Annotated in this window: 17 protein-coding genes; 10 read left to right on the top strand and 7 right to left on the bottom strand. The window is 58.8% G+C overall.

Annotation, left to right across the window (positions count from 1 at the left end):
* Nucleotides 1-54 precede the first annotated feature (54 nt).
* The 3 genes from AC3IUE_RS05565 to AC3IUE_RS05555 all read right to left on the bottom strand — a co-directional run bounded on the left by AC3IUE_RS05565 (nucleotide 55) and on the right by AC3IUE_RS05555 (nucleotide 1459).
* Nucleotides 55-270: a DUF1289 domain-containing protein gene (locus AC3IUE_RS05565; RefSeq protein ID WP_489266052.1), complete on the bottom strand. Its 216-nt coding sequence runs from the start codon at nucleotides 268-270 to the stop codon at nucleotides 55-57.
* Complete coding sequence (locus AC3IUE_RS05560) at nucleotides 267-791, bottom strand: gamma carbonic anhydrase family protein (protein WP_007954617.1); 525 nt, start codon at nucleotides 789-791, stop codon at nucleotides 267-269. The genes AC3IUE_RS05565 and AC3IUE_RS05560 overlap by 4 nt, the downstream gene beginning before the upstream one ends.
* Nucleotides 792-859: 68 nt before the next feature.
* Nucleotides 860-1459 carry a CoA pyrophosphatase gene (locus tag AC3IUE_RS05555; RefSeq protein ID WP_056743377.1) on the bottom strand — a complete coding sequence of 200 codons (600 nt, stop codon included), beginning with the start codon at nucleotides 1457-1459 and terminating at the stop codon, nucleotides 860-862.
* A gap of 146 nt (nucleotides 1460-1605) precedes the next feature.
* Between AC3IUE_RS05555 and AC3IUE_RS05550 the strand changes: the two genes are divergently transcribed.
* From AC3IUE_RS05550 to nagE, 7 genes are all read left to right on the top strand, one after another.
* Nucleotides 1606-2157: an NUDIX hydrolase gene (locus AC3IUE_RS05550; protein WP_056743375.1), complete on the top strand. Its 552-nt coding sequence runs from the start codon at nucleotides 1606-1608 to the stop codon at nucleotides 2155-2157.
* 60 nt (nucleotides 2158-2217) lie between these two features.
* Nucleotides 2218-2721: a L,D-transpeptidase family protein gene (locus tag AC3IUE_RS05545; protein WP_056743373.1), complete on the top strand. Its 504-nt coding sequence runs from the start codon at nucleotides 2218-2220 to the stop codon at nucleotides 2719-2721.
* Between the two features lie 367 nt (nucleotides 2722-3088).
* Nucleotides 3089-3820, top strand: a complete 732-nt coding sequence (locus tag AC3IUE_RS05540) for a GntR family transcriptional regulator (protein WP_008151596.1) — start codon at nucleotides 3089-3091, stop codon at nucleotides 3818-3820.
* A 33-nt stretch (nucleotides 3821-3853) separates the two neighbouring features.
* Nucleotides 3854-4960 carry an N-acetylglucosamine-6-phosphate deacetylase gene (nagA, locus tag AC3IUE_RS05535; RefSeq protein ID WP_489266048.1) on the top strand — a complete coding sequence of 369 codons (1107 nt, stop codon included), beginning with the start codon at nucleotides 3854-3856 and terminating at the stop codon, nucleotides 4958-4960.
* A complete protein-coding gene (locus AC3IUE_RS05530) occupies nucleotides 4941-5963 on the top strand; it encodes an SIS domain-containing protein (protein ID WP_489266046.1) in 1023 nt (340 codons plus the stop codon). The genes nagA and AC3IUE_RS05530 overlap by 20 nt, the downstream gene beginning before the upstream one ends.
* A 210-nt stretch (nucleotides 5964-6173) precedes the next feature.
* Nucleotides 6174-8690, top strand: coding sequence for a phosphoenolpyruvate--protein phosphotransferase (gene ptsP / locus AC3IUE_RS05525; RefSeq protein WP_489266045.1), 2517 nt, complete (start codon nucleotides 6174-6176; stop codon nucleotides 8688-8690).
* A gap of 29 nt (nucleotides 8691-8719) precedes the next feature.
* Nucleotides 8720-10435: an N-acetylglucosamine-specific PTS transporter subunit IIBC gene (gene nagE / locus AC3IUE_RS05520; protein WP_461997111.1), complete on the top strand. Its 1716-nt coding sequence runs from the start codon at nucleotides 8720-8722 to the stop codon at nucleotides 10433-10435.
* 106 nt (nucleotides 10436-10541) lie between these two features.
* On the opposite strand, the gene AC3IUE_RS05515 is transcribed toward nagE, so the two are convergent.
* On the bottom strand, nucleotides 10542-11801 hold the full coding sequence (locus AC3IUE_RS05515; protein ID WP_489263864.1) for an IS256 family transposase: 1260 nt from the start codon (nucleotides 11799-11801) through the stop codon (nucleotides 10542-10544).
* Between the two features lie 449 nt (nucleotides 11802-12250).
* On the opposite strand from AC3IUE_RS05515, the gene AC3IUE_RS05510 reads away from it, so the two are divergent.
* Nucleotides 12251-12646, top strand: a complete 396-nt coding sequence (locus AC3IUE_RS05510) for a DUF6124 family protein (protein WP_489266043.1) — start codon at nucleotides 12251-12253, stop codon at nucleotides 12644-12646.
* 50 nt (nucleotides 12647-12696) lie between these two features.
* Here AC3IUE_RS05510 and AC3IUE_RS05505 read toward each other — a convergent pair whose 3' ends face one another.
* Nucleotides 12697-12822, bottom strand: a complete 126-nt coding sequence (locus tag AC3IUE_RS05505; RefSeq protein ID WP_489266041.1) for a hypothetical protein — start codon at nucleotides 12820-12822, stop codon at nucleotides 12697-12699.
* 382 nt (nucleotides 12823-13204) lie between these two features.
* On the opposite strand from AC3IUE_RS05505, the gene AC3IUE_RS05500 reads away from it, so the two are divergent.
* Together AC3IUE_RS05500 and AC3IUE_RS05495 are read left to right on the top strand one after the other, a co-directional pair.
* The gene (locus tag AC3IUE_RS05500) at nucleotides 13205-16321 is read left to right on the top strand and encodes a transglycosylase domain-containing protein (RefSeq protein WP_489266039.1); all 3117 of its coding nucleotides are present in this window, start codon (nucleotides 13205-13207) and stop codon (nucleotides 16319-16321) included.
* A gap of 155 nt (nucleotides 16322-16476) precedes the next feature.
* On the top strand, nucleotides 16477-21273 hold the full coding sequence (locus AC3IUE_RS05495; protein ID WP_489266036.1) for an NEL-type E3 ubiquitin ligase domain-containing protein: 4797 nt from the start codon (nucleotides 16477-16479) through the stop codon (nucleotides 21271-21273).
* A gap of 194 nt (nucleotides 21274-21467) precedes the next feature.
* On the opposite strand, the gene AC3IUE_RS05490 is transcribed toward AC3IUE_RS05495, so the two are convergent.
* Both AC3IUE_RS05490 and AC3IUE_RS05485 read right to left on the bottom strand, forming a co-directional pair.
* Nucleotides 21468-21968, bottom strand: a complete 501-nt coding sequence (locus AC3IUE_RS05490; protein WP_489266034.1) for a CS1 type fimbrial major subunit — start codon at nucleotides 21966-21968, stop codon at nucleotides 21468-21470.
* 33 nt (nucleotides 21969-22001) lie between these two features.
* Entirely contained in the window at nucleotides 22002-22745 is a 744-nt protein-coding gene (locus tag AC3IUE_RS05485) for a molecular chaperone (RefSeq protein ID WP_489266032.1), read from the bottom strand.
* Nucleotides 22746-22783 lie beyond the last annotated feature (38 nt).

Genomic DNA, 22783 nt, shown 5'->3' with positions numbered 1-22783 from the left:
TATGTGGGAGCGAGCTTGCTCGCGATAAAGTGCGCAGCACTTTCAAGGCACAACTCAAATGCCTGGCTTCTGCTCGATCATCCAGAGAATGCCACTCGACTTGGCCCGCTCATGACACAACCCCAACACCTTGCGGCGCTCTTCGTTGTCCATCCGGCTCCAGCGCGTGATCTCCTCCACCGTGCGCTGACACCCAGTGCAAATATCGTCCTCGTCCAACGCGCAAATGTTCACGCAGGGCGATAGTACCGGCCGTTCAGTGGCACTCATTCTTCCTGCTCAACCAGATCGCGGGCATAACGTTGCGAGTTATGCACATAGTGAGCAGCGCTGGCCTCCAGCATTTTTTTCTGCGGCTCGGTCAGCTCGCGCACCACTTTGCCGGGGGAGCCCATGACCAGCGAACCGTCTGGAATCTCCTTGCCCTCACCGATCAGTGAGTTGGCGCCGATGATGCAGTTCTTGCCGATTTTCGCGCCGTTGAGGATCACCGCATTAATCCCGATCAAGCTGTAATCGCCCACCGTGCAGCCATGAAGCATGGCGTTATGGCCGATGGTCACGCCGGTGCCGATGGTCAGCGGGTAACCCATGTCGGTGTGCATCACCGTGCCGTCCTGGACGTTGCTGTTCTTGCCGATCAGGATCAGTTCGTTGTCGCCACGCAACACAGCGTTGAACCAGACGTTGGCGCCCTCCTCCAGTTTGACCTTGCCCACCAGCACGGCATTGGGTGCGACCCAGCTCTGCGGATGGGTTTCGACGCGGGCGTCGCCCAGGCGATATTTCATCTTATTGTCCTCAAGGCCAGGCTGGCTCACTTGCAAAAAGCGGGGTTCGCGCCATACGGGCGATGGCTTCAGGTGTTGATAAACGTCTTGGGTGGCTGGTGCAGGCTGATTTTGGCGTCATAGAGCAGGTTGATCAACTCGACGATCATAATCGCCGTCAGGCCCCAGATTTTGTACTCGCCATAACGATAGCTCGGCACGTACCAACTTCGGCCCTGGTAATCGATGCGATGGGTGTGTTCGCGCGGATCCTTGCGGAAGAACTCCAGCGGTACGCTGAAGACTGCGGCGATCTCGGCATCGTTGGCCCGGTACTCGACAAAGTCCGGAATCACGCCGACATAGGGTGTGACCTTGATGCCGTGCAGGGAGATCAACGGGCTCAGCGGGCCGATCACTTCGACCAGCCCGGGCGGCAGGCCGATTTCTTCTTCGGCTTCGCGCAGGGCGGTGAAAATCAGGTCAGGGTCTTCGGGGTCGCGCCGCCCGCCGGGAAAGGCGACTTCGCCGCCATGGGTCGAGAGCCCGCTGGCGCGCAGGGTCAGAACCAGTTCCGGTTCGTCACTGCGAGTGATGGGCACCAGTACCGCGGCTTCAGGGAAACGTTTGTCGGTTTCCAGTGTTCGAGGGGTGTGGTTGCTTACTCGATGCAGTAGCTCGTCCAGCATGAGACTTCTCGATTTGTTCGCTACCTCGCATCATGCACCAATCGAACCGACCGCCCAAGCCCATAACCACTGCATGTCGCTAAACGACAACTTGCCGACAGACACCGTCGCACGCCAAGATAGGCGCAGCATTCAGGAACCCAAGCATGAAATTTTGCAGTCAGTGCGGCAACCCGGTGACCCAGCGCATTCCAGAGGGCGATTCGCGCTTGCGTTTTGTCTGTGACAGCTGTCAGGCGATTCACTACCAGAACCCCAATATCGTCGCCGGTTGCGTGGCAACCTGGGGTTCCAAGGTTTTGCTGTGCCGACGCGCCATCGAGCCTCGGCTCGGTTATTGGACCCTGCCCGCCGGTTTCATGGAAAACGGTGAAACCATCGAGCAGGCGGCCATTCGCGAGACGGCCGAAGAAGCCTGCGCGCGGGTGCGCAACCTGAGCATCTATACGTTGATCGATGTGCCGCACATCAGCCAGGTGCATGTGTTCTTCCGCGCCGAGCTGGTGGACCTGGACTTTTGCGCCGGTCCCGAGAGCCTTGAAGTGGCGCTTTTCGAAGAAGCCGACATCCCTTGGTCCGACCTGGCTTTCCGCACGGTGGGCCGTACCTTAGAATGCTTCTTCGCTGACCGGCGGACCGAGGTCTACCCCGTGCGGTCCGAGTCGATCCCGCCGCTTGCCCAGCCTGCCATCACTTAAAGCTTCTAAACTCACCTATAACTATTAAATAGTCGCGACACCTTTTAGGGATATCGTTTCATGCGCTGGTTGCTTGCCCTGTTTTGCTTGTCGTTCGTCGCTGTCTCCCAGGCTTCCGTTGCGGAAACGCTGGACGGCAAAGTCATCGAAAAAGTTCTGGTGCTCAAGTCCGCCCACCAATTGCAATTGATCAATGACGGCAAGCCGCTCAAGACCTATCGCATCTCCTTGGGCAAACGCCCCAAGGGGCCGAAGCTGATGGAAGGCGACAAACGCACGCCTGAAGGTTTCTATTGGCTGGATTGGCGCAAGGTCAGCGATAAATTCAATCTGGCGATGCACATCTCCTACCCGAACATCAGTGACTCCGTGCGCTCCCGTCGTGAAGGCGTCGAACCCGGTGGCATGATCATGATCCACGGCACCCCGGACACTGAAGAAAACCCCGAAGACCTGTTCCACACGCTGGACTGGACCGACGGCTGCATTGCCATGCGCAACATGGACATGCGCGAGGTTTGGGGTTTGGTGCCGGACGGCACGATGATCGAAATCCGCCCGTAACCCCCCGCAATGATCGTTCCCACGCTCTGCGTGGGAATGCAGCCCGGGACGCTCCGCGCCCCATGCGATCAATTGGCTACCGCTGGTCGCTCCTCGAAAAATAAATTCAAAAGATCGCAGCCTTTGGCAGCGCCTACCGGGTAGATACCACTCCCATCGGTAAGAGCTGCTGCAAGCTGCGATCTTTGCGTTCAAAAACCCAACCTCTAATACCACTTCAAACCAACAACCCTCTTACCCATCAATCAGGGCAGGCTTTCCCGCGCCAATAGCAAAGTGGTCTCATTGACATGGTATTTAAGTGGTATTAGGTTTCACCTCATCACCGGGCGACAACACTCCAATATCCGCATCGGACCAAACCTACATGAATGACCTTCAGGCCCTACGCCCTGACGACACCCAGCCCACGCCGTTGTACCTGCAACTGGCGCGCAATCTGGAAGCGGCGATCCATGCCGGCCAGTGGAAAGCCGAACAGGCCATGCCATCGGAGCGCAACCTCAGCGAAATGCTGGGCATCTCCCGGGTCACTGCACGCAAAGCGCTGGAAGTTCTGTTCGAGCAAGGCCTGATCCGCCGCAACCAGGGTTCCGGCACCTTCATCACCCCACGCCTGGAACAACCGCTGTCGCGCCTCTCGGGTTTCAGCGAAATGCTGCGCCTGAAAGGCTTCGTCCCCGGCTCGCAATGGCTGGAGCGTGAAATCACTCCGCCGACCCACGAAGAACTGATCCGCCTGGGCCTCTCGCCGAACGACAAGGTCGCGCGGCTCAAACGCCTGCGTAAAGCCGACGATACGGTAATGGCGATCGAGATGAGCACCCTGCCCGCCTCGATCATTCCCAAGCCACAAGCCGTGGGCGACTCCCTGTACGAATACCTCGACGGCATCGGCAAGCCGATCGTCCGCGCCCTGCAGCACATTCAAGCGATCAACGCCTCAGACGAATTCGCCGCCCTGGTGGGCATCGCCCCCGGCACCGCCATGCTGCTGATGACCCGGGTCGGCTACCTGGAAGACAACACGCCGATCGAAGTCACCGACACCTACTGTCGCAACGACTACTACGACTTTGTCGCAGAGCTTCGTCGATAACCCGCTTCACCGCCAAAGAACCGAGAACCGATCATGTCCGAAGACAACATCCTCACCGCCCGCGGCTGGGTTCGCGGCCGGCTGATTCACGAACACGGCAAGGTCGTGTCGATCGAAGGCCAACCGTGCGACCCGGCCGACAACGACCTGCCTTACCTGCTGCCAGGTTTCATCGACCTGCACGTTCATGGCGGCGGCGGCAAAGACATCATGGAAGGCGCGCCAGCCTTCGAGACCATCACCAAAACCCACGTGCGTTTCGGCACCACGTCGCTGCTGGCGACCACCATGACCGCGCCGAACGAAGAGATTTCGCGAGTACTCAAGGACGTCGGCGAGTTCTGCGAGCAGCGCCCGAAAGGCAGCGCCCGAGTCCTCGGCGTGCACCTGGAAGGCCCATACATCAACCCCGGAAAACTCGGTGCCCAACCGAATTTCGCCCACACCGCATTGATGGCCGAAGTCGAAGAATACCTGGCACTGGCGCCGATCCGGGTGATCACCATCGCCCCGGAAATCGCCGGCCACGACGCCTTGATTCGCGCCCTCAGCGCTCGTGGCGTGCGCATGCAAATCGGCCATACCCTCGGCAGTTATGAGGAAGGCGTGGCCGCGCTTGAAGCCGGCGCCAGCAGCTTCACTCACCTCTACAACGCCATGAGCCCGCTGCATCACCGCGAGCCAGGCATCGTCGGCGCAGCACTGGCTCACGCCAAATACGCCGAACTGATTCCGGATTTGCTGCACGTGCACCCCGGCGCCATCCGTGTGGCCCTGCGTTCAATCCCGTGCCTGTATTGCGTCACCGACTCCACCGCCGCCGCTGGCATGCCCGACGGTGAATACAAGCTCGGCAGCCACACGGTGACCAAATGCCTGGGCGGCGTGCGCTTGCCCGACGGCACGCTGGCCGGCAGCACGCTGACCATGGATCAGGCCCTGCGCAATCTGGTGAAGATCGGTTTGCCAATCGCCGAAGCCTCGCAACGTCTTTCGCAATTCCCCGCCGACTACCTCGGCCTCAACGAACGCGGGCGCCTGCAACCCGGCAGCTGGGCCGACTGCGTGCGGCTCGATCGCTCACTCACACTGACCGCCGTCATGGTCGAAGGAGAAGACATTGACTTCAAAAATGCTTGAAGAGGCGCTGTCCTCGTTCGAGGCCGTGCAAGCCCAATTGCAGCAACTCGACCCGCAGATGATCGAGATCGCCGGGCGCCTGCGCCGTCAGCCGCCGCAAGTGGCGATGACCGTCGCTCGCGGCAGCTCCGATCATGCCGCCAGTTACTTCGCCTACCTGACCATGCAGCAGTTGGGCTTCCCGGTGGCGTCGTTGCCGATGTCGGTGGTGACCATGTTGCAAGCGCCGTTGAAGGTCAGCGGCCAAGTGGCGTTCGCCTTCTCGCAGTCCGGGCAAAGTCCCGATCTGGTGAACAGCATGCGTCTGCTGCGCAAACGTGGCGCCCTGAGCATCTCGATGGTCAACGCCGAGAGTTCGCCGCTGGAGGCCGCGTGTGAGTTCAGCCTGCCGCTGTGTGCCGGCACCGAAAGCAGCGTCGCGGCGACCAAGAGTTTTATCGCTACCCTCAGCGCCAGCGCCCGTCTGATCGCCCACTGGAAAGAGGATGCGCAATTGCTGGAGGCCGGCCTCGCGCTGCCGGAAGGTTTGCGCGAGGCGGCGAAACAGGATTGGAGCCTGGCCATCGATGCCTTGCGCGATTGCCAGCGCCTGATGGTGATCGGCCGTGGCGCCGGTTTCGCCATCGCCCAGGAAGCTGCGTTGAAATTCAAGGAAACCTCGGCGATCCAGGCCGAAGCCTTCAGCAGCGCCGAGGTCCGTCACGGCCCGATGGCGTTGATCGATGAAAATTATCCACTGCTGATCTTCGCCCCGCGCGGTGCCGAGCAGGCCGGTTTGCTGAGCCTCGCCGCCGACATGCGCCTGCGCGGTGCCCGCGTATTACTGGCCGCACCGGATGACATCGCCGAACGCGACCTCACCCTGACCCGCGCCGAGCACCCGGCCCTCGACCCGATTCTGGCAATCCAGAGTTTCTACGTCATGGCCGCCGGTTTGGCTGTCGCCCGAGGCATGGACCCGGACCAGCCGCGGCACTTGAGCAAAGTGACCCGCACGCACTGAACCGATTGGTATCCATCCCTATTTGCTGGCGGACGAATAACCCCGTAGGAGCTGACGAGTGAAACGAGGCTGCGATCTCTTGACGTTGTTTCTAAAGAGCAAGATCAAAAGATCGCAGCCTCGTTTCACTCGTCAGCTCCTACAAGGGACACGTTAATCCGTACAGGGCGAGTTGATCCGAACCGTAGTTTTTACTGATGAGACCGAGCCATGCACAACAATAATAAAGAGCTGACCCTCAGCGCCCCGCTCAGCGGCCCGGTGCTCACGCTCGCCAAAGTCCCGGACCCGGTGTTCGCCAGCGGCGCCATGGGCGACGGGATCGCCATCGACCCGCTGAACGACACCCTCCACGCCCCGTGCGCCGGCATCGTGGTGCACGTCGCGCGCACCGGCCACGCCGTCACCTTGCGTGCCGACAATGGCGCCGAATTGCTGCTGCACCTGGGCCTCGACACGGTCGAGTTGCAGGGTGAAGGCTTCTCGATGCTGGTCAAGGAAGGCGCGCGGGTCAGCAATGGCCAACCGCTGTTGCGCTATGACCTGGACAAGGTCGCGCAGCAGTGCAAAAGCCTGGTCAGCCTGATGATCCTGACCAACAGCCAGGACTTTCAGGCGCGGCCGATCACGCTGAAGTCGGTAAAAGTTGGCGAGCCATTGCTGCACATCATTCGTCGGCACGCACCTGGAGCGCAGGCTGAAGCGGAGCTGTCCGGGGAAGAAATTGTCGGCCACATTCGCATCGCCCATCGTGGCGGGCTGCATGCCCGTCCGGCAGCGCTGATTCGTCAGACAGCGCAAGGTTTCAAGAGCAAATCGCAGCTGCATTTCGCTGGCAAATCGGCGACCTGCGACAGCTTGATCGGGCTGATGGGTTTGGCCGTTGGCGAACAGGACGAGGTTCAGGTCAGCTGCCAGGGCCCGGACGCCGAAGCCGCGTTGCAAGCGTTGCTGATCGCGTTATCCACAGCGCTGGCCGAAGACAGCCACGCCGCCGCGCCGACACCGCTTGCCCGACGCACCCGGGCTACCGAAGTGGGCGTGCTGCACGGTGTTTGTGCAGCGCCCGGTTTGGTTGGCGGGCCGTTGTTCCGCTTGAACGCAATCAGCCTGCCGGTGGACGCCGGCAACCATGATCCCGAGCAACAGCTGCACGCTCTCGATACCGCGCTGACCGTTGTGCGCAGCGAAATCGATCACACGCTGGCCCAAGCCAGAAAACATAAAAACACCGACGAAGAAGCGATCTTCGCCGCGCACCTCGCCCTGCTCGAAGACCCGGCGCTGCTGAATGCAGCGAACACTTCCATCGACCAAGGCATGGCCGCAACCCACGCCTGGAGCCAATCGATCGACGTGCAGTGCGAGGTGCTCCAGCAACTCGGCAGCCCGTTGTTGGCCGAACGCGCCAACGATTTGCGCGACCTCAAACAACGCGTGCTGCGCGCCCTGCTCGGCGAAACCTGGCACTACGACGTGCCTGCCGGCGCCATCGTCGCCGCACATGAACTGACACCTTCCGACCTGCTGCAACTCAGTCAGCAAGGTGTTGCCGGGTTGTGCATGGCCGAGGGCGGCGCGACCTCCCACGTGGCGATTCTCGCGCGTGGCAAAGGCTTGCCGTGCATGGTTGCACTGGGTTCTACGTTGCTGGATCAGCAGCAAGGCCAAGCGGTTGTGCTGGATGCCGATGGCGGTCGCTTAGAACTGATGCCAAATGCCGAACGTTTGGCCGAAGTGCATCAGGCCCAACTTGATCATCAACAGCGCCGCGCCGAGCAACAGGCTCAAGCTCACACCCCGGCGATGACGCTCGACGGTTTGCAGATTGAAGTCGCCGCCAATGTGGCTTCCAGCGCCGAAGCGGCCGAGGCGTTGGCCAATGGTGCAGACGGCGTCGGCTTGCTGCGTACCGAGTTTCTCTTCGTCGACCGCAACACCGCGCCGGACGAAGAGGAACAGCGCGCCGCCTATCAAGCCGTGCTCGACGCCATGGGCGACAAGTCGGTGATCATCCGCACCATCGACGTCGGCGGCGACAAACAACTCGACTACCTGCCGCTGCCGGTTGAGGCCAATCCCGTGCTTGGCCTGCGCGGTATTCGCCTGGCTCAGGTCCGCCCGGAATTGCTCGATCAGCAACTGCGCGCCTTGCTGCATGTCAGCCCACTGGCGCGCTGCCGGATCCTGTTGCCGATGGTCACCGAAGTCGATGAGTTGCTGCACATCCGCCAGCGTCTCGACGCGTTGTGCACTGAACTCGGTGTACTTGAGCGCCCGGAGCTGGGCGTGATGATCGAAGTCCCCGCCGCCGCCCTGCTGGCCGAGCAGCTGGCCGAACACGCGGACTTCCTGTCCATCGGCACCAATGACTTGTCGCAATACACCCTGGCCATGGACCGCGACCACGCTGGCCTCGCCTCGCGGGTCGACGCCATGCACCCGGCACTGCTGCGGCTGATCGCCCAGACCTGCGCCGGTGCTGCGGTGCATAACCGTTGGGTCGGTGTCTGCGGCGCGCTCGCCTCCGATCCGCTGGCCACGCCGGTTTTGATTGGCCTGGGCGTCAGCGAGTTGTCGGTCAGCCCGGTGCAGATCGGTGAAATCAAGGACCGCGTCCGCCACCTCAACGCCACCGAATGCCGACGCCTCAGCCAGGACCTGCTCAAGTTGAGCAGCGCCAGCGCAGTGCGTCACGCCTGTCACCAACAATGGCCTCTGAGCTGAAAACAACAAAAAATCCAGGGAGATCCGCCATGTACCACTACTTCATCGAAGGCCTGCAACGCCTTGGCCGCGCGCTGATGCTGCCGATCGCGATCCTGCCGATCGCCGGCCTGTTGCTGCGCCTGGGCGACACCGACCTGCTGAACATCGCAATCATCCACGACGCCGGCCAAGTCATCTTCGCCAACCTGGCGATGATCTTCGCCATCGGCATCGCGGTCGGTTTCGCCAAGGACAACAACGGCACCGCAGGCCTCGCCGGGGTGATTGGCTACCTGGTGATGATCTCCACCCTCAAGGTGCTCGACGCGAGCATCAACATGGGCATGCTCGCCGGGATCGTCAGCGGCCTGATGGCCGGCGCGCTGTACAACCGTTTCAAGGACATCAAACTGCCGGAGTACCTCGCGTTCTTTGGCGGCCGGCGCTTCGTGCCGATTGTCACCGGGTTCGCCGCCGTCGGCCTGGGCGTCATTTTTGGCTTGATCTGGCCGCCCATCCAACACGGCATCAACAGTTTTGGCACGTTGATGATGGAGAGCGGCAGCTTTGGCGCGTTCGTCTTTGGCGTATTCAACCGCCTGCTGATCGTCACCGGGCTGCACCACATCCTCAACAACATGGCGTGGTTCGTCTTCGGCAACTTCACTGATCCGACCACCGGAGCCATCGTCACCGGCGACCTGTCGCGCTACTTCGCGGGTGACCCGAAGGGCGGCCAGTTCATGACCGGCATGTTCCCGATGATGATCTTCGGCCTCCCCGCCGCGTGCCTGGCGATGTACCGCAATGCGCTGCCGGAACGCCGCAAGGTCATGGGCGGGATCTTCCTGTCGATGGCGCTGACTTCATTTTTGACAGGTGTAACTGAGCCGATCGAATTCGCCTTCATGTTCCTCGCGCCGCTGCTTTATCTAGTGCATGCGTTGCTGACTGGGCTGTCGATGGCAATCACCAACTTGCTGAATATCCATCTCGGCTTTACGTTTTCCGGTGGTTTGATCGACATGATTCTCGGCTGGGGAAAATCCACCAACGGCTGGTTGATGGTCCCGGTCGGCCTGGCGTATGCGGTGATCTACTACGTGGTGTTTGATTTCTGCATTCGTCGGTTCAACTTGAAGACGCCGGGGCGTGAAGATGTTCTGAATGGCGACAAAGCAGTCATCGCCGAGAATGAACGGGCCGGGGCTTATATCAAGGCGCTGGGTGGTGCGCAGAATTTGATCACCGTGGGTGCGTGCACCACTCGGTTGCGGCTGGACATGGTGGATCGCAACAAGGCAAACGATGCGGAGTTGAAAGCACTGGGTGCGATGGCGGTTGTGCGTCCGGGCAAGGGTGGGAGTTTGCAGGTAGTGGTCGGGCCGATGGCCGACAGCATTGCCGATGAGATTCGCTTGGCGATGCCTGCGTTGGGGCGCGCACTTGTTTCTTCCCCTCCTGCAGTTATCGATGCGCCGAAACCTGCGGCGGTGGCGAATTCAGAAGCACAGCAATGGCTGAATGCTTTGGGTGGCGGCGAGAATGTGTTGCAAATGGATTGCATCGCCATGACCCGGATCCGGCTGCAACTGGCGGATGGCAAGGCGTTGTCGGAATGTGAATTGAAGGCGCTGGGTTGCCAGGGTGTGAGTCAGCTGGACGGTGGGGTTTGGCATCTGTTGGTTGGCGACAAGGCATCGAGTTTGAATGATGCGCTGGATGCGTTGGTGAATCGCAGTGAGGTGAGTGCCAAGGTTTAGATTGTGGGTGCCACTCCTCATGATGGCGAGCGGATAGGACGCATGGAGAGTGTCAGATTTTTTGTGTGCGGGCCGGTAATGGCCTGCCGTCAGGCAGGCCTTCATTTCACCAGGTCGGCCTGATGAATCGATCTCCGTACAAGACCGCAAACTGATTCATGGCGTTCTTCCAGTCATGGGCGGGGCTGCCCCAATTGGCGGTGATATTTTGCAATGCCAGCCAGATCAACTTCGTCGCTGCATCGTCGGTTGGAAAGTGCCCCCTTGTCTTGATGATCTTGCGCAACTGAGCATTGATGCTCTCGATAGCATTAGTGGTGTAGATCACTTTTCGTATGGCTGGCGGGAAGACAAAAAACGGGATGACTCGATCCCAGGCACGTCTCCAGGCCGCAGCCACCGTTGGATATTGCTTACCCCAAGGTCCAGACTCGAAGGCCTCTAGAGCCTGCTCGGCAACTTCAGCGTTGAGTGCTTGATAGATCGGTTTCAGGGCCTTGGCCAGTTCGCGGCGCTTGTCCCAAGCCGCGTAATCAAGGCTGTTACGGATCAAGTGGACGATACAGGTTTGCAACGTCGTCTGAGGAAACACCGCACTTAAGGCTTCTGGCATGCCTTTAAGTCCGTCAGTTACCGCGATCAAAACGTCTTCGACGCCTCGGGTCTTGAGGTCATTGAAGACCTTCATCCAGAACTTGGCACCCTCAGTGGTCTCAATCCAGATCCCCAAAATATCTCGTGTGCCGTCCGGCAACACGCCCAGGGCCAAGTAGATTGCCTTGTTGCGAACCACCCCTTCGTCACGGATTTTGACCCGCAGAGCATCGAAGAAAATGACTGGGTACATGGGTTCAAGTGGTCGTTGCTGCCAGGTACTGACTTCTTCCAGAACAGCATCGGTGACGGAGCTGATGAAGTCATGGGAGACGTCTGTTCCGTATTGCTCCGAGAGAAATGCACGAATCTCGCGAACACTCATGCCGCGGGCATACATAGCAATGATCTTGTCGTCGAAGCCTGTAAACCGGCGCTCGTGTTTGGGGATCAGGATCGGAGCAAAGCTGCCATCGCGGTCTCTGGGAATATCCAGGCGCAACGGGCCGTCATCGGTCAGCACGGTCTTGCCGCTTCGGCCGTTACGTTGGTTACTCGACTCCTCGGGGCGCTCCGCGCCCTGAGGATAACCAAGGTGGTGCCCCAACTCGGCACCAAGGGCTCGCTCGATGAGCGCCTTCTTGAACGCCATCGAGGCATCCTGAATGGCTTCGGCACTCATCGGGCCGTTTACGAACTGATCAATCAGCTCTTTTGGAATGGCTGGAAGGTCTCGCGCGGCCCCACTGGCCGGTTTTTTCTTGGTCGGCATACATGCACCTCTGCAACATGTTATGCCCGAACACAAAATTTATGACACTCCCGACGCATGGAAGATTCTTTCTTGCCAACATTTCCGATGGTTAAACACCGCTCGCTAGCGCTTGTTTAAAACGCCTCAAGGTTACTTCCTGCAAGCTACAACACCTTGCGTCTTTGCCTACGGCTACGCCAGAATCTGCCGGCTTGTGCGCCTAGGGGGCGGTCGGTAACTTGGTTCCTGTCACTGCCCATCAGTGATCGGGTTTAGTCGCTCGGCTAGTCATCTACGGTTGCACAAGTGTCATCCAGTCAGGTTCGCCTGCACTTGATGGTGGCTGTGCGCATGGCGCCCTCGGGCGCACCGGGTTTGGTGGCTTGACCGGTCGACTAACTTGCGCACAGCCGCCTCCCTTTCGTTTAGTCGCGAGATGGTCACGGCCCTACTATAGGAAAGTCACCATGTTCAAGGTCACACCCAACCCGCCGGACACCGATCCGGTCTCCCCCTACGAAAGCCCCGATTCAAACAAACTCAACGAAGCCGCCGAGCGTGCCCTCGACCATCACTTCCCGCCAGCCGACCCCAAGCCACCAAAACGCAACGGCCAGCTCTTCAGCGTCTGCTCGGGCATCCACCCTGAAACCCTTCTCGCCAATGCCTCGGAAGATTTGCTGTCCATCAGCGCCATCGCCGCCAACCTCGCCGACGATGTGGACGGTTCCCGCCGCTCCGTAGCCTTGGCGCTCAGCCGCATGGCTGACGGCGTGCATTTGTTGGTGGAGCGAATGCTGGATCATCTGGATGAACCCGAGATGGCGGCGATTTTCGCCAAGCTTCAAAATCGAGTCAGCTGATTCGTCAGGCATAAAAAATGGGCACCCAACCTCGTTGGCGTGCCCATTTTTTATTCCGCTCCCGCGCTACGCGGGAAGTCGGTGCATAAGCCGATGCCCATGCCGTATTGGCGGCGGATACCGGACTGGGTGGCGCTTTGGGCTTCGATGACCCAAGCCGAGAGGGAATAAACCAAAACGCGATCCGTAGCAGCTGGCGAAGCCTGCGTTCGGTTCGGGCCGCGTTCGGACGAAGCAGTCGTAAAACCTGAGTTTGCGGTCTTCCTGAAAGACCGCATCGTCTGATTTCACGACTGCTTCGCAGCCGAACGCAGGCTTCGCCAGCTGCTACGGACTGTGTCGTTCCTTAACTGATCGGCATTAGCGCATGCCCGTCTCGCTCCTCACCACTCATCAGGCCGAGCGAGCTTTTATCCCCGTTCGGTTGCGCAGTAGCCGTAAAGCGGGACTTGACGATGAAAATTCACGATTTGTGTATTCACAATTTTTTCACCAAGGCCAACCACCGTCTAAGCTTCAGACAAGTCCTCTCAATCTGCGTGAATGGATCAGTCGACTATGGGCGCTTTATGGCAAACCGATTCGAGAAAAAATGTGGTTCCGACTGAACGTGTGGATGAAGCGCCTTTACCTGAAAAACCCCCTCGCAGTCGTATAAAGCACGGTTGGGGGGCGTTCTGGTTGTTGTTGCTGATAATTCTGATTGTCCTCGGGCTGGCCGCGGCCAAGGAAATGCGCACGTCGAAGTTTCAATCCCGGGAACTCAGCCAATTCGCCGCCACCCTGAGCTACGAGCTGAAACCCGGTCCCAGCGATGCCATTCGCTATCCGGGCGCGGGCCCTTTCGATCTGCGTCTGGGCTACAGCTCCCTGGGTGAATTCCTGCCGCGTCTGATCAAGCGCGACTACGTTGTGGCGTCACAGACCCGGTTTTCCCAAAAGTTGATGGACTACACCGAAAAGGGCTTTTTCGTGCCCTACGCGGAGAAAATCCAGGCTGGATTGTCGATCACCGATTGCCGTGCGGCACCGCTTTACCAGTACAAATACCCACAACAACTGTATTCAAGCTTTGCGGCGATCCCCCCCGTGGTGGTCAACAGTTTGCTGTTCATCGAAAACCGCTTTCTGCTCGACCCCCATCAGCCCCGGGCCAACCCTGCCGTGGATTGGCCACGGTTCGGCATGGCGGCGTGGTCCCAGGTCGCCAAGTTGATGCACCTGCCAGGCCAGTCGGCGGGCGGCAGTACCCTGGCCACGCAACTTGAGAAGTACCGGCATTCGCCCGATGGCCTGACCGTGTCGGGTGCGGAAAAAATCCGTCAGATGATTTCTGCCAGTGTGCGCGCTTATCAGGCCGGACCGGAGACCCTCGAAGCCCGGCAGAACGTGATCCGCGATTACCTCAACAGCGTGCCCCTGTCGGCAGTACCGGGCCACGGTGAAGTGCATGGCATGGCCGAAGGTTTGCGCGTCTGGTACGGCGCCGATTTCAACCAGGCCAACGAGCGGCTGGCCAGCAAGGAGACAGATCCGAAAAGCATGTCGGAAAAAGGTCTGGCTCTGCGTGAGATGCTGTCTTTGATGATTGCCCAGCGCCGCCCTTCCCACTACCTGACCAAGGGCCACGATGAACTGGCCGAACTCACCGACAGCCACATTCGCCTGCTGGCACTGAATGACGTGATCGATGCGCCACTCGCGGCAGCGGCATTGACCAGCAAAGTGACCTATCGCGACTGGCAGACACAGCCAACCATTCAGCCGATCGAAACCAACAAGGGCATCAGCGTGGCACGCAGTCGTCTGGGCGGGTTGCTCAACCGTCCGCTGTACGACCTCGATCGCCTTGATCTTTCCGCCACCAGCACCCTGCAAGGCGAGTTGCAAACCAAGGCTACCGAGTACCTGAAGCATCTGGCCGACCCTGTGTTTGCTGCGCAGATCGGCTTGATGGGCGAACGCCTGCTGACCCCCACCAGTACCACCCAAGTGCGCTACAGCTTCACGCTGTTCGAACTGACCCCGGACGGCTCGCGGGTGCGGGTGCAGACCGACAGCACCGACCAGCCGTTCGATATCAATGAAGGCAGCAAGCTGGAACTGGGCTCCACCGCCAAGATGCGTGTGCTGACCACCTATTTGCAGATCATCGCCGAGCTGCACGATAAGTACGCAACGATGACCGTCCCGGAACTGAAGAAGGTCGACGTCCCTGATCAGGACCGCCTGAGTCGCTGGGCCGTCGATTACCTGATCCAGAACAAAGACCGCAACTTGCCAGGCATGCTCGGCGCTGCGCTGGATCGCAAATACTCGGCCAGCCCCGGTGAAGCTTTTTTCACCGGTGGCGGGCTGCACACATTCGTTAACTTTCGCAAAGAAGACAACGGCCGCATTCCTACCCTGCGTGATGCCCTGCGTGAGTCGATCAACCTGCCGTTCATTCGGCTGATGCGTGACCTGGTGCGCTACACCACGTACTCCGGCGCCAATAGCAGCGCCGAATTGCTCAAGGACGACCGCGACCCTCGGCGTCAGGAATACCTGGCCTCGTTCGCCGACCGCGAAGGCACGTCGTTCCTGCTGAAGTTCTGGAAGAGATACAAGAACAAGGACACCCAGGCGCGGCTCGAGACCTTCCTCGACAGCATGCGCCCGACACCGATTCGCATGGCCGCGGTGCATCGTTATCTGTTGCCACAGGCCAGTCAGGAAAGCTTCAACATGTTCGTGCGCTCGCACCTGTCAGGCGCCAAGCTCACCGAAAAACTGACCGACGAACGCCTCCAGCGGCTCTACGAAAGCTACGGCCCTGGCGCCTACGACCTACCGGACCAGGGCTTCATCGCCAAGGTTCACCCGCTGGATCTATGGTTGATCGGCTACTTGTTGAAAAACCCCGACGCCAAGTTCAGCCAGATCGTCAAAGCCAGCCAGTTCGAACGCCAGGAAGTCTACAGCTGGCTGTTCAAAAGCCGTCACAAGGGTGCCCGCGACAGCCGCATTCGCACCATGCTGGAGATTGAGGCGTTCCTCGACATTCACCAACGCTGGCAGAAAGTCGGCTATCCATTCGACCATCTGGTGCCGTCGCTGGCCACGGCCATCGGCAGTTCCGGCGACCGTCCGGCCGCCTTGGCGGAGCTGATCGGTACCATCCTCAACGACGGCGTGCGCATGCCGACTCTGCGCATCGACAGCCTGCACTTCGCGGCGAACACGCCATATGAAACCAAACTGATCAATGATCCGGATGTCGGTAAACGGGTGATGCCTTCCGAGGTGGCCACGGCCATGCGTGAAGCGTTGTCGCAGGTGGTGGATGCCGGTACGGCCAAGCGTGTGTCCGGCAGTTTCGTGACGCCCGATGGCAAACCGTTGGCCATGGGCGGCAAGACCGGTACGGGCGATAACCGCATCGAAGCCTTCGGTTCGGGTGGGCGAATTCTGAGTTCGAAATCCATCAACCGCACCGCGACCTTCGTGTTCTACATCGGCGATCGTCACTTCGGCACGATGACTGCGTTCGTGCCCGGGCAATCGGCCGAAGCGTTCAAGTTCACCTCGGCCTTGCCAGTGCAAGTGCTCAAGGGGATGGCGCCGATTCTGACGCCGTACCTGCAACCGGGCAGCCACACGATGTGCCTGCCGGTTGCGATATCGCGACTGTGAACTTTTGCGCAGCAGGTGGTATTTAATTATTTTTCAGATTTGAATACTGACCTGTTTACCGGCTGAAAGCGCCGGTTAAGCACAGATCTTTAGACTGTTGTTTTTAGCCCCGACAGATAGGCTGATCATTCTTAAAACGATCAAGGATGATTGCCATGTCTGACGCTCCCACGCCTGCCGCAAACACCGATAAAGGCCGGTACTACGACTTCATCAGGAACGCCACCAGCGACAATTTCAAAACCGCCACCCTCAACCGAGGCCTGGCCCTGGCGGCCACTCCATTGAAGATGCAGCCGTGGTACACCACCGTGTCCGCCTCCCATCATGACAAGCTCAAGGCCGCTAACCTCAAGGCCTGGGGCTCGCAGAACCGGGTGGATCATCTGTTCAAACAACTGGACGTGTATCCGTTTGCCAAGCCCCTGCTCCAAGCGAAACTCAAGGAACGCTACGGCATCGAGGATGACGTCAGCACGACTTACCTGCGCTTGTACCTGCCCAAGAATTTGCCTTGGCATGCGCATGATGTGACGGGCGGTGTCACGACCCGGACCGTGTCCCTGCTGGATGCGGCGCTGCATAACTTCGCCAAGACCGAAACGGTCGATGCCGACTCGCAGTTCATCAGCAAACCCGACGATCTCGGCCACTTCGATGTCATCGCGATCAAGCACAAAATGACCATCGGCCAGTTTCAGGCCCTGTGCCGGGAACTGGACCTCGGCGCGCTTTACAAGAAACACCTCGACAGCTATTTGCTGTCCGGCGAACCGGTAGCCGATGCCTTCACGCAACTTAAGGTGACCGAAAGCCAGAAAGACGCACTCGCCGTCGCCGCGCAACTGGCATGGATCACCGGCGATATCCAGTACGATACCTGCCAGCTGATGCTGGAATTTGCCAAGGATGAACCTCAGCTGCTGCTCAATGGCAGGCTCATGCGCTGCTGCGACCTGTCGATGATGGGAACCCGCCTGACCGGCATTGTCCTGCTGATTCCTGCCGTGCCCGGCAGTGGCGGCATTCGGCGGCTCATTGCCTACATCCCCCATGACCCCGATCACCCGCTTAAGGAGTACGACTCAGCCGACACGTTCATGACTGAACTGGCGCGTCAGTTACGCGAAAACAAAGTCGGCGCATCATCGAAGCAGAGCTATCGACAATTTTTCAGCCAATTCGTCGATCAACAGCAGCGCGGGCATTTTTTCGCCGACCTCGATCGACGGCTCGTGACTGTCAGGTGGCATGACAAAGAGGATCCGACGGATCAGCGTCCGACGTGGCGAGAGGATGCTGTGGCTCGCCCCCGCCTGGAGTTCGAGCACCTGCCACTCTCCGGCAATTATTGGGCATACGCCTACCGTCAAAAGCTCAACAAGATCCTCAACGATGCACGGGAGATCGCCGTGTCCACCGCCGACACGGACAGCAACGCGCGCTGGGCCTGGTGGGACAACTTCAAGAAAATCGTTTCGGACATTTTCAATGTCGCGCTGTTGATCGCCACGCCGTTCGTGCCGGGGTTGGGCGAACTGATGATGGCGTACACCGTTTACCAGCTGACCAATGACGTCATCGAAGGGGTCGTCGATCTGGCTGAAGGTCTCGGTTCTGAAGCGGCCGAACATGTGATCAGCGTGGTGACGGATGTCATTCAACTGGCGGCATTTGGAGCCGGCGCTGAAATAGGTAACGCTTTGAAGTTGAAACTGTCGCCGCTGGTCGAAGGCATGAAACCGGTCAATCTGCCTGATGGCAAAAAAACGTTATGGCAACCCGATCTCGCACCTTACGAGCAGAAGAATGTCACCCTCTCGGCGGACTCAAAACCCGACGAATACGGCCTGCATCGCCACGCCAATCAGAACATTCTGCCGCTGGATGACAAGCTCTACGTCGTCGAGAAAGCCTCGAAGACGCCGACCTCCAGGACGCACCGTATCAAGCACCCTACTCGCCCTAATGCCTACACGCCCACGCTGGAACACAACGGCCATGGCGCCTGGGTGCACGAGGCGGAAAACCCGGTCGATTGGGAAAGCGAAACCTTGATGCGCCGCCTCGGCCACCGCGTAGATCGCTTCTCGCCCACGGAGCTTGAGCAGATCCGCGTCAGCAGCGGCACGCAAACCAATGCGCTACGCCGCATGCATATCGATAGCGCGCCGCCTCCACCGATTTTGGCTGACACGATCAAGCGCTTCATTGCGTATGACGAGGCCAAGGCCCTCGACGGACGCTCAGGCGAAACCTCAAAGCGCCTGTACCAAGCAGGAGAGACGTCGGACAAGGCGCAAATCCTGCTGCTGAGGCAATCCTTCCCGAACATCCCTCTCACCGTCGCAGAAACAGTGCTGGCTGACACAAAAGCCGCCGAGCGCACGATAATGGCCGAAGAAAGTCGCCTGCCGCTCCGCATTAAAACCCTGGCCCGTGAAATGAACTTCGAAGCCGGAACCGCCAGAGCCTACTATGGTTTTTATCGCAATGAGCAGGTTGTACCGGACACCGAAAGGCTGGCGCTCAACACATTGAAATTCCACACCGACAGCTTCGCCGATTTACGCATCGAAGTTTGGGACGGCACTCATGACGGCACACTGCGCTGCAGCGCGGGTCCGGAGGATGCTTCGACGGTTCGACGGCTGATCCGGGATGAACACGGTCAATACGAAGTGCTCGACGGGGACAATAAAAAACTGCACAACACAGGCGACTTCTATGAGTCGATCCTGCGCGCCTTGCCGGAGGACAAACGCGCGGCGTTGGGCTATCAACGGGGTCAGGGTCGCCTGCTCAAAATCTGGATCATGGAAAAGTCCGCAGCACCTGCTGAACGTCGGACAGCAATGGCAGAACCCCCCATTCGCCCCGTGGCCGACATTAAAACCGTCAACCTGGTGCGTGGGCCGGTGCTCTTCAGAAGCCCGGCCACGCCTCAAGAGAGAATCAAGAATCTGTATCCCGGTTTTAGCGAACAGGAGGCGCACACCTTTTTTGAGTCCTTGCGTGCCAAAGGTGATCCCGACCTTGCCCTTGACCGGATCAAGGACGAACTCACCGAACTGAGGGATATGTTGGCGCAATGGGAAAGAAAAGTGCTGGGTTACGTGTCGTCCGACTCGGAACCTGGAATTGATTATTACAACTTCAGGTTTCATGGAGGAAGGCACATTCGAGAACGACTCCTTGAATGCTTCGAACGCAAGAGTGAGGCATTCGGCGAACGCAATACCCACCCGGAAAACGGCTATACGCTGGACCTGTCCTCAGACTTAATGGGGCCGAATCTTGATCGCTGGTGGAGAGATCTGGGTAAACAACCCAATATCAAAAAGTATCTCGACCAGATTACCGTTCTTAATCTCGACAAAGCGCGCTTTTCCGCCGACGCCAGCGGCCTGTTGAACGACTTACGCACCGTGCGTCATTTGAGCGCTCGTTTCAGTGATCTGAAAGAACTGCCTGCCGGTGTCGGCAAGATGCATTTACTTGAAACCTTGCGCCTGACCAACAACGACATCAGGTTGACGCCTGAGTCCGCCAGACTATTGGGCGACCTCACGCGCTTGGAAACACTGAGACTGGACAACAATCCGTTACTACACCGCGTGGATGTCGGACGCATGCGCCGATTGAAAATCCTGAGTTTGAGAACCACCGGCCTAGACACCTGGCCGGAACGTCTGTTCATGGACGGGATCATTGCAAAACATCGCCCGCGAGGCTTTTATCTCGACCTGCGCGGCAGCCCAATCAAAACTGTGCCAAACGTTGTTCGCGGCTCAGATCACGCGCTCATCGTGGCACGCACGCGACTGGACACTTGGAATCTTGACGATGTCGATCGAGTCCGTTTTAAAGATTATCGCCAGTCAGTAGGCTTGTCCCCGGAACAAACCTACGAACGCGTTGCAACCGACGAGATAGCCCATTGGACGTCGTTACCGGACGACGCAGGAATGTATCGTTCCTCAACGGGGGTCGGGACGTATAGGGATGAATCCTGGAACGATGTGGCGTCTGAGCCCGATTCCGCCGATTTTTTCAAAGTTATCCGCAAACAGCGACAGAGCCGGGATTACCTCAACCCTCAGACGCGCACACGACTCACCAAGCGAGTCTGGGAGATGGTCGATGCCGCTGCACTGGACTCCGACCTGCGCGAGGAATTGTTCAAACAGGCCAGCCATCCTGAAACCTGCGCCGATGCAGGTTCACAATTGTTTAACAACATGGGGATGAAAGTCCTGGTGTCGAAGGCGCGTACAGAGTCTACATCTGCCGCGGAGCTGGAAAACAGACTTGTCAAACTGGCCAGGAGTACTGCTCGTCTGGATCAAGTGGGCGAAATAGCCAGAGCCGAAATCCGCGCTCAGCTCGAGAAAAGCCGTAATGACGCGGATTATCACGCGCCGGATGAAGTTGAGGTGCACCTGGCATTCGAGACAGGGCTGGCCAAACGGCTGGAATTACCCTGGCAGTCTGAAAACATGCTGTTTGACCGAACGGCGCGTGTAGACCAGAAACTGATCGAGACAGCCTATGAGACGATTATCGAACGGGAGAAAGGCGACGGGTTGGTCAACGGGATGATCGATCCATTCGAGAATCCGTTTTGGCAAAAACATTTACGAAACACCCATCCCGCGGAATTCGACGCGAATGATCACCTTTTCAAAGAGAAACAGGAGCTCGTTGACGACTTGCACCTGGCCCAGCAAGACTGGGTAAATACAACAGATCCGAGAGATTTGACTTCGCGCCAAAGAACCCTGGAAAGATTGGCACGGCAGCTTGGTGTTCCGCAGGCCGAAGCATTTACCGAAGTCAAAGACGAGATCGCGCGGTTGTATGAGCGACTGATGTCAGACCTGGGATATGAGCGAAATGAGTTGGCCAGAAAACTGACTCGGGAAGCGATGGCAAGAGCCGGGATTTATTAGAGGTAACGCGTTTTGAGGATAGTCGAATAGCCCCATGCCAGTCCCGAGTCTGATCCACTCAGGGCTGGTTTCTTTGGCATGTTTTACAGCCCACGTCCGAGTCCTGGATAACCATGATACTGCGTCACTATTCGCCCGCACTGCTTCATTCCCATGCAAATCGGTCACGGGCGTCAGTAAGCTTCTGCTCCATCTCACTCTCCCGGCGCCCTGGCGTTGAACAACAACAGTACGTTGCCGCTGTAATCCCCCGGGCGGAAGCCCCCCGCCGGTTTTACCGGATCGATTTCCAGCAATACCCGCTTGCCTGCTGCCGCATCAGCCGCCGACACCACCAGCCGTGGGGCAAGGTCCGGGCTCAACTCCACACCGTTGAAAATGACCCGCAACGCAATGTCGTCAACCGCCCTGCCGTTCGACAGGTAGGGAGCGGCCTCCAGGCGCGCTTCGATGGCGCTGGTGTCATGCCGTACATCAAAGTTCCTGCGCACACTGCTCAGGGTCGTTGTCGAGGGGTTCCAGATCAACCGCTGCGGCCGGTGTATCCAGTCCGGTTCGGCCGGGATCACGTAGAACGAGCGTGCCGGGACGCTCACGAACACCTCGAAGGTGTGCTCTTCCCGGGCAGCCCATGTCAAAGAGCCCATCAGTGCGGTCATTGCCGTCAGCGCGACGGCGGCGTATTGCTTGATCATGTTCGATACCCGTTGTGTCAATGGAAAGCCGGCCTATCGGCTGGCAATCTTCAGGACTTTTTTACTGTCGCCTTCGATCAGGGTGAAACGGTATTCGCGCCCCTTTTCCTTGTCGAAGCCAAATGCCTTGCCGGCCATGACGTGGTGTTTGGTGGTCGCTCCGCATTCGGTTTCATTGCTGATTGCGCAACTTTTGAACTCGTCGACGATGACCACGGTGTTGCCGTTATTGCGCAACTCATAACGTTGATCGGTTTCACTGATGGCGCTCTCGAAACGGGCGTTTTTGGGACGAACGAAGAAGACTGTGCCAAACCCGGTCATCACGTTGACCCCCGCAGACAGGTTTTTTTTGTAGTCTTCGCGCTCGTCGCTTGAGACGGCGAATTCATCTTCCTTCTCCGGTACCACTGGCACAAAACGCACGCGGAAATAGCGTTCCTGGTCTCGCTCGCCCATGTACAACAAGCGTGTACCCTGCATGCCCTGGGCCGGTACGATCAGCCGCGCCGGGCTGGCCATCAAGCCGTTGCGCGAGGCACCGTCCACGGCAGCCTCGACCGGAATTTCCTTGGGCGCGCCATCGGCGTCGTAGACGATTTCCAGCACGTTGACCTTGACGAACGCGGTGGCATCACCGCTGTTGAATACCCGTTTGAGGTAGGTACTTTTATCCGCATCCAGATAGTCATACACGGTGCCGACATTGATCTGCGGCCCGGCGTTGGCCGTCCCGCAAAACACACTGAGCACCCACAGCAAAAACACACGGTTCATTGTCTTTGATCTCATCAGAAAAAAGTGGCCAGGCTCGA

It is taken from the genome of Pseudomonas sp. GL_093 (assembly GCF_057837605.1).
This window is presented reverse-complemented; position numbering and strand designations above follow the sequence as displayed.

Excerpts from the sequence above, each read along its gene's own strand:
- AC3IUE_RS05565 (WP_489266052.1), bottom strand. The coding sequence starts at position 270 with ATGAGTGCCACTGAACGGCCGGTACTATCGCCCTGCGTGAACATTTGC.
- AC3IUE_RS05560 (WP_007954617.1), bottom strand. The coding sequence starts at position 791 with ATGAAATATCGCCTGGGCGACGCCCGCGTCGAAACCCATCCGCAGAGC.
- AC3IUE_RS05555 (WP_056743377.1), bottom strand. The coding sequence starts at position 1,459 with ATGCTGGACGAGCTACTGCATCGAGTAAGCAACCACACCCCTCGAACA.
- AC3IUE_RS05550 (WP_056743375.1), top strand. The coding sequence starts at position 1,606 with ATGAAATTTTGCAGTCAGTGCGGCAACCCGGTGACCCAGCGCATTCCA.
- AC3IUE_RS05545 (WP_056743373.1), top strand. The coding sequence starts at position 2,218 with ATGCGCTGGTTGCTTGCCCTGTTTTGCTTGTCGTTCGTCGCTGTCTCC.
- AC3IUE_RS05540 (WP_008151596.1), top strand. The coding sequence starts at position 3,089 with ATGAATGACCTTCAGGCCCTACGCCCTGACGACACCCAGCCCACGCCG.
- nagA (WP_489266048.1), top strand. The coding sequence starts at position 3,854 with ATGTCCGAAGACAACATCCTCACCGCCCGCGGCTGGGTTCGCGGCCGG.
- ptsP (WP_489266045.1), top strand. The coding sequence starts at position 6,174 with ATGCACAACAATAATAAAGAGCTGACCCTCAGCGCCCCGCTCAGCGGC.
- nagE (WP_461997111.1), top strand. The coding sequence starts at position 8,720 with ATGTACCACTACTTCATCGAAGGCCTGCAACGCCTTGGCCGCGCGCTG.
- AC3IUE_RS05515 (WP_489263864.1), bottom strand. The coding sequence starts at position 11,801 with ATGCCGACCAAGAAAAAACCGGCCAGTGGGGCCGCGCGAGACCTTCCA.
- AC3IUE_RS05510 (WP_489266043.1), top strand. The coding sequence starts at position 12,251 with ATGTTCAAGGTCACACCCAACCCGCCGGACACCGATCCGGTCTCCCCC.
- AC3IUE_RS05500 (WP_489266039.1), top strand. The coding sequence starts at position 13,205 with ATGGGCGCTTTATGGCAAACCGATTCGAGAAAAAATGTGGTTCCGACT.
- AC3IUE_RS05495 (WP_489266036.1), top strand. The coding sequence starts at position 16,477 with ATGTCTGACGCTCCCACGCCTGCCGCAAACACCGATAAAGGCCGGTAC.
- AC3IUE_RS05490 (WP_489266034.1), bottom strand. The coding sequence starts at position 21,968 with ATGATCAAGCAATACGCCGCCGTCGCGCTGACGGCAATGACCGCACTG.
- AC3IUE_RS05485 (WP_489266032.1), bottom strand. The coding sequence starts at position 22,745 with ATGAACCGTGTGTTTTTGCTGTGGGTGCTCAGTGTGTTTTGCGGGACG.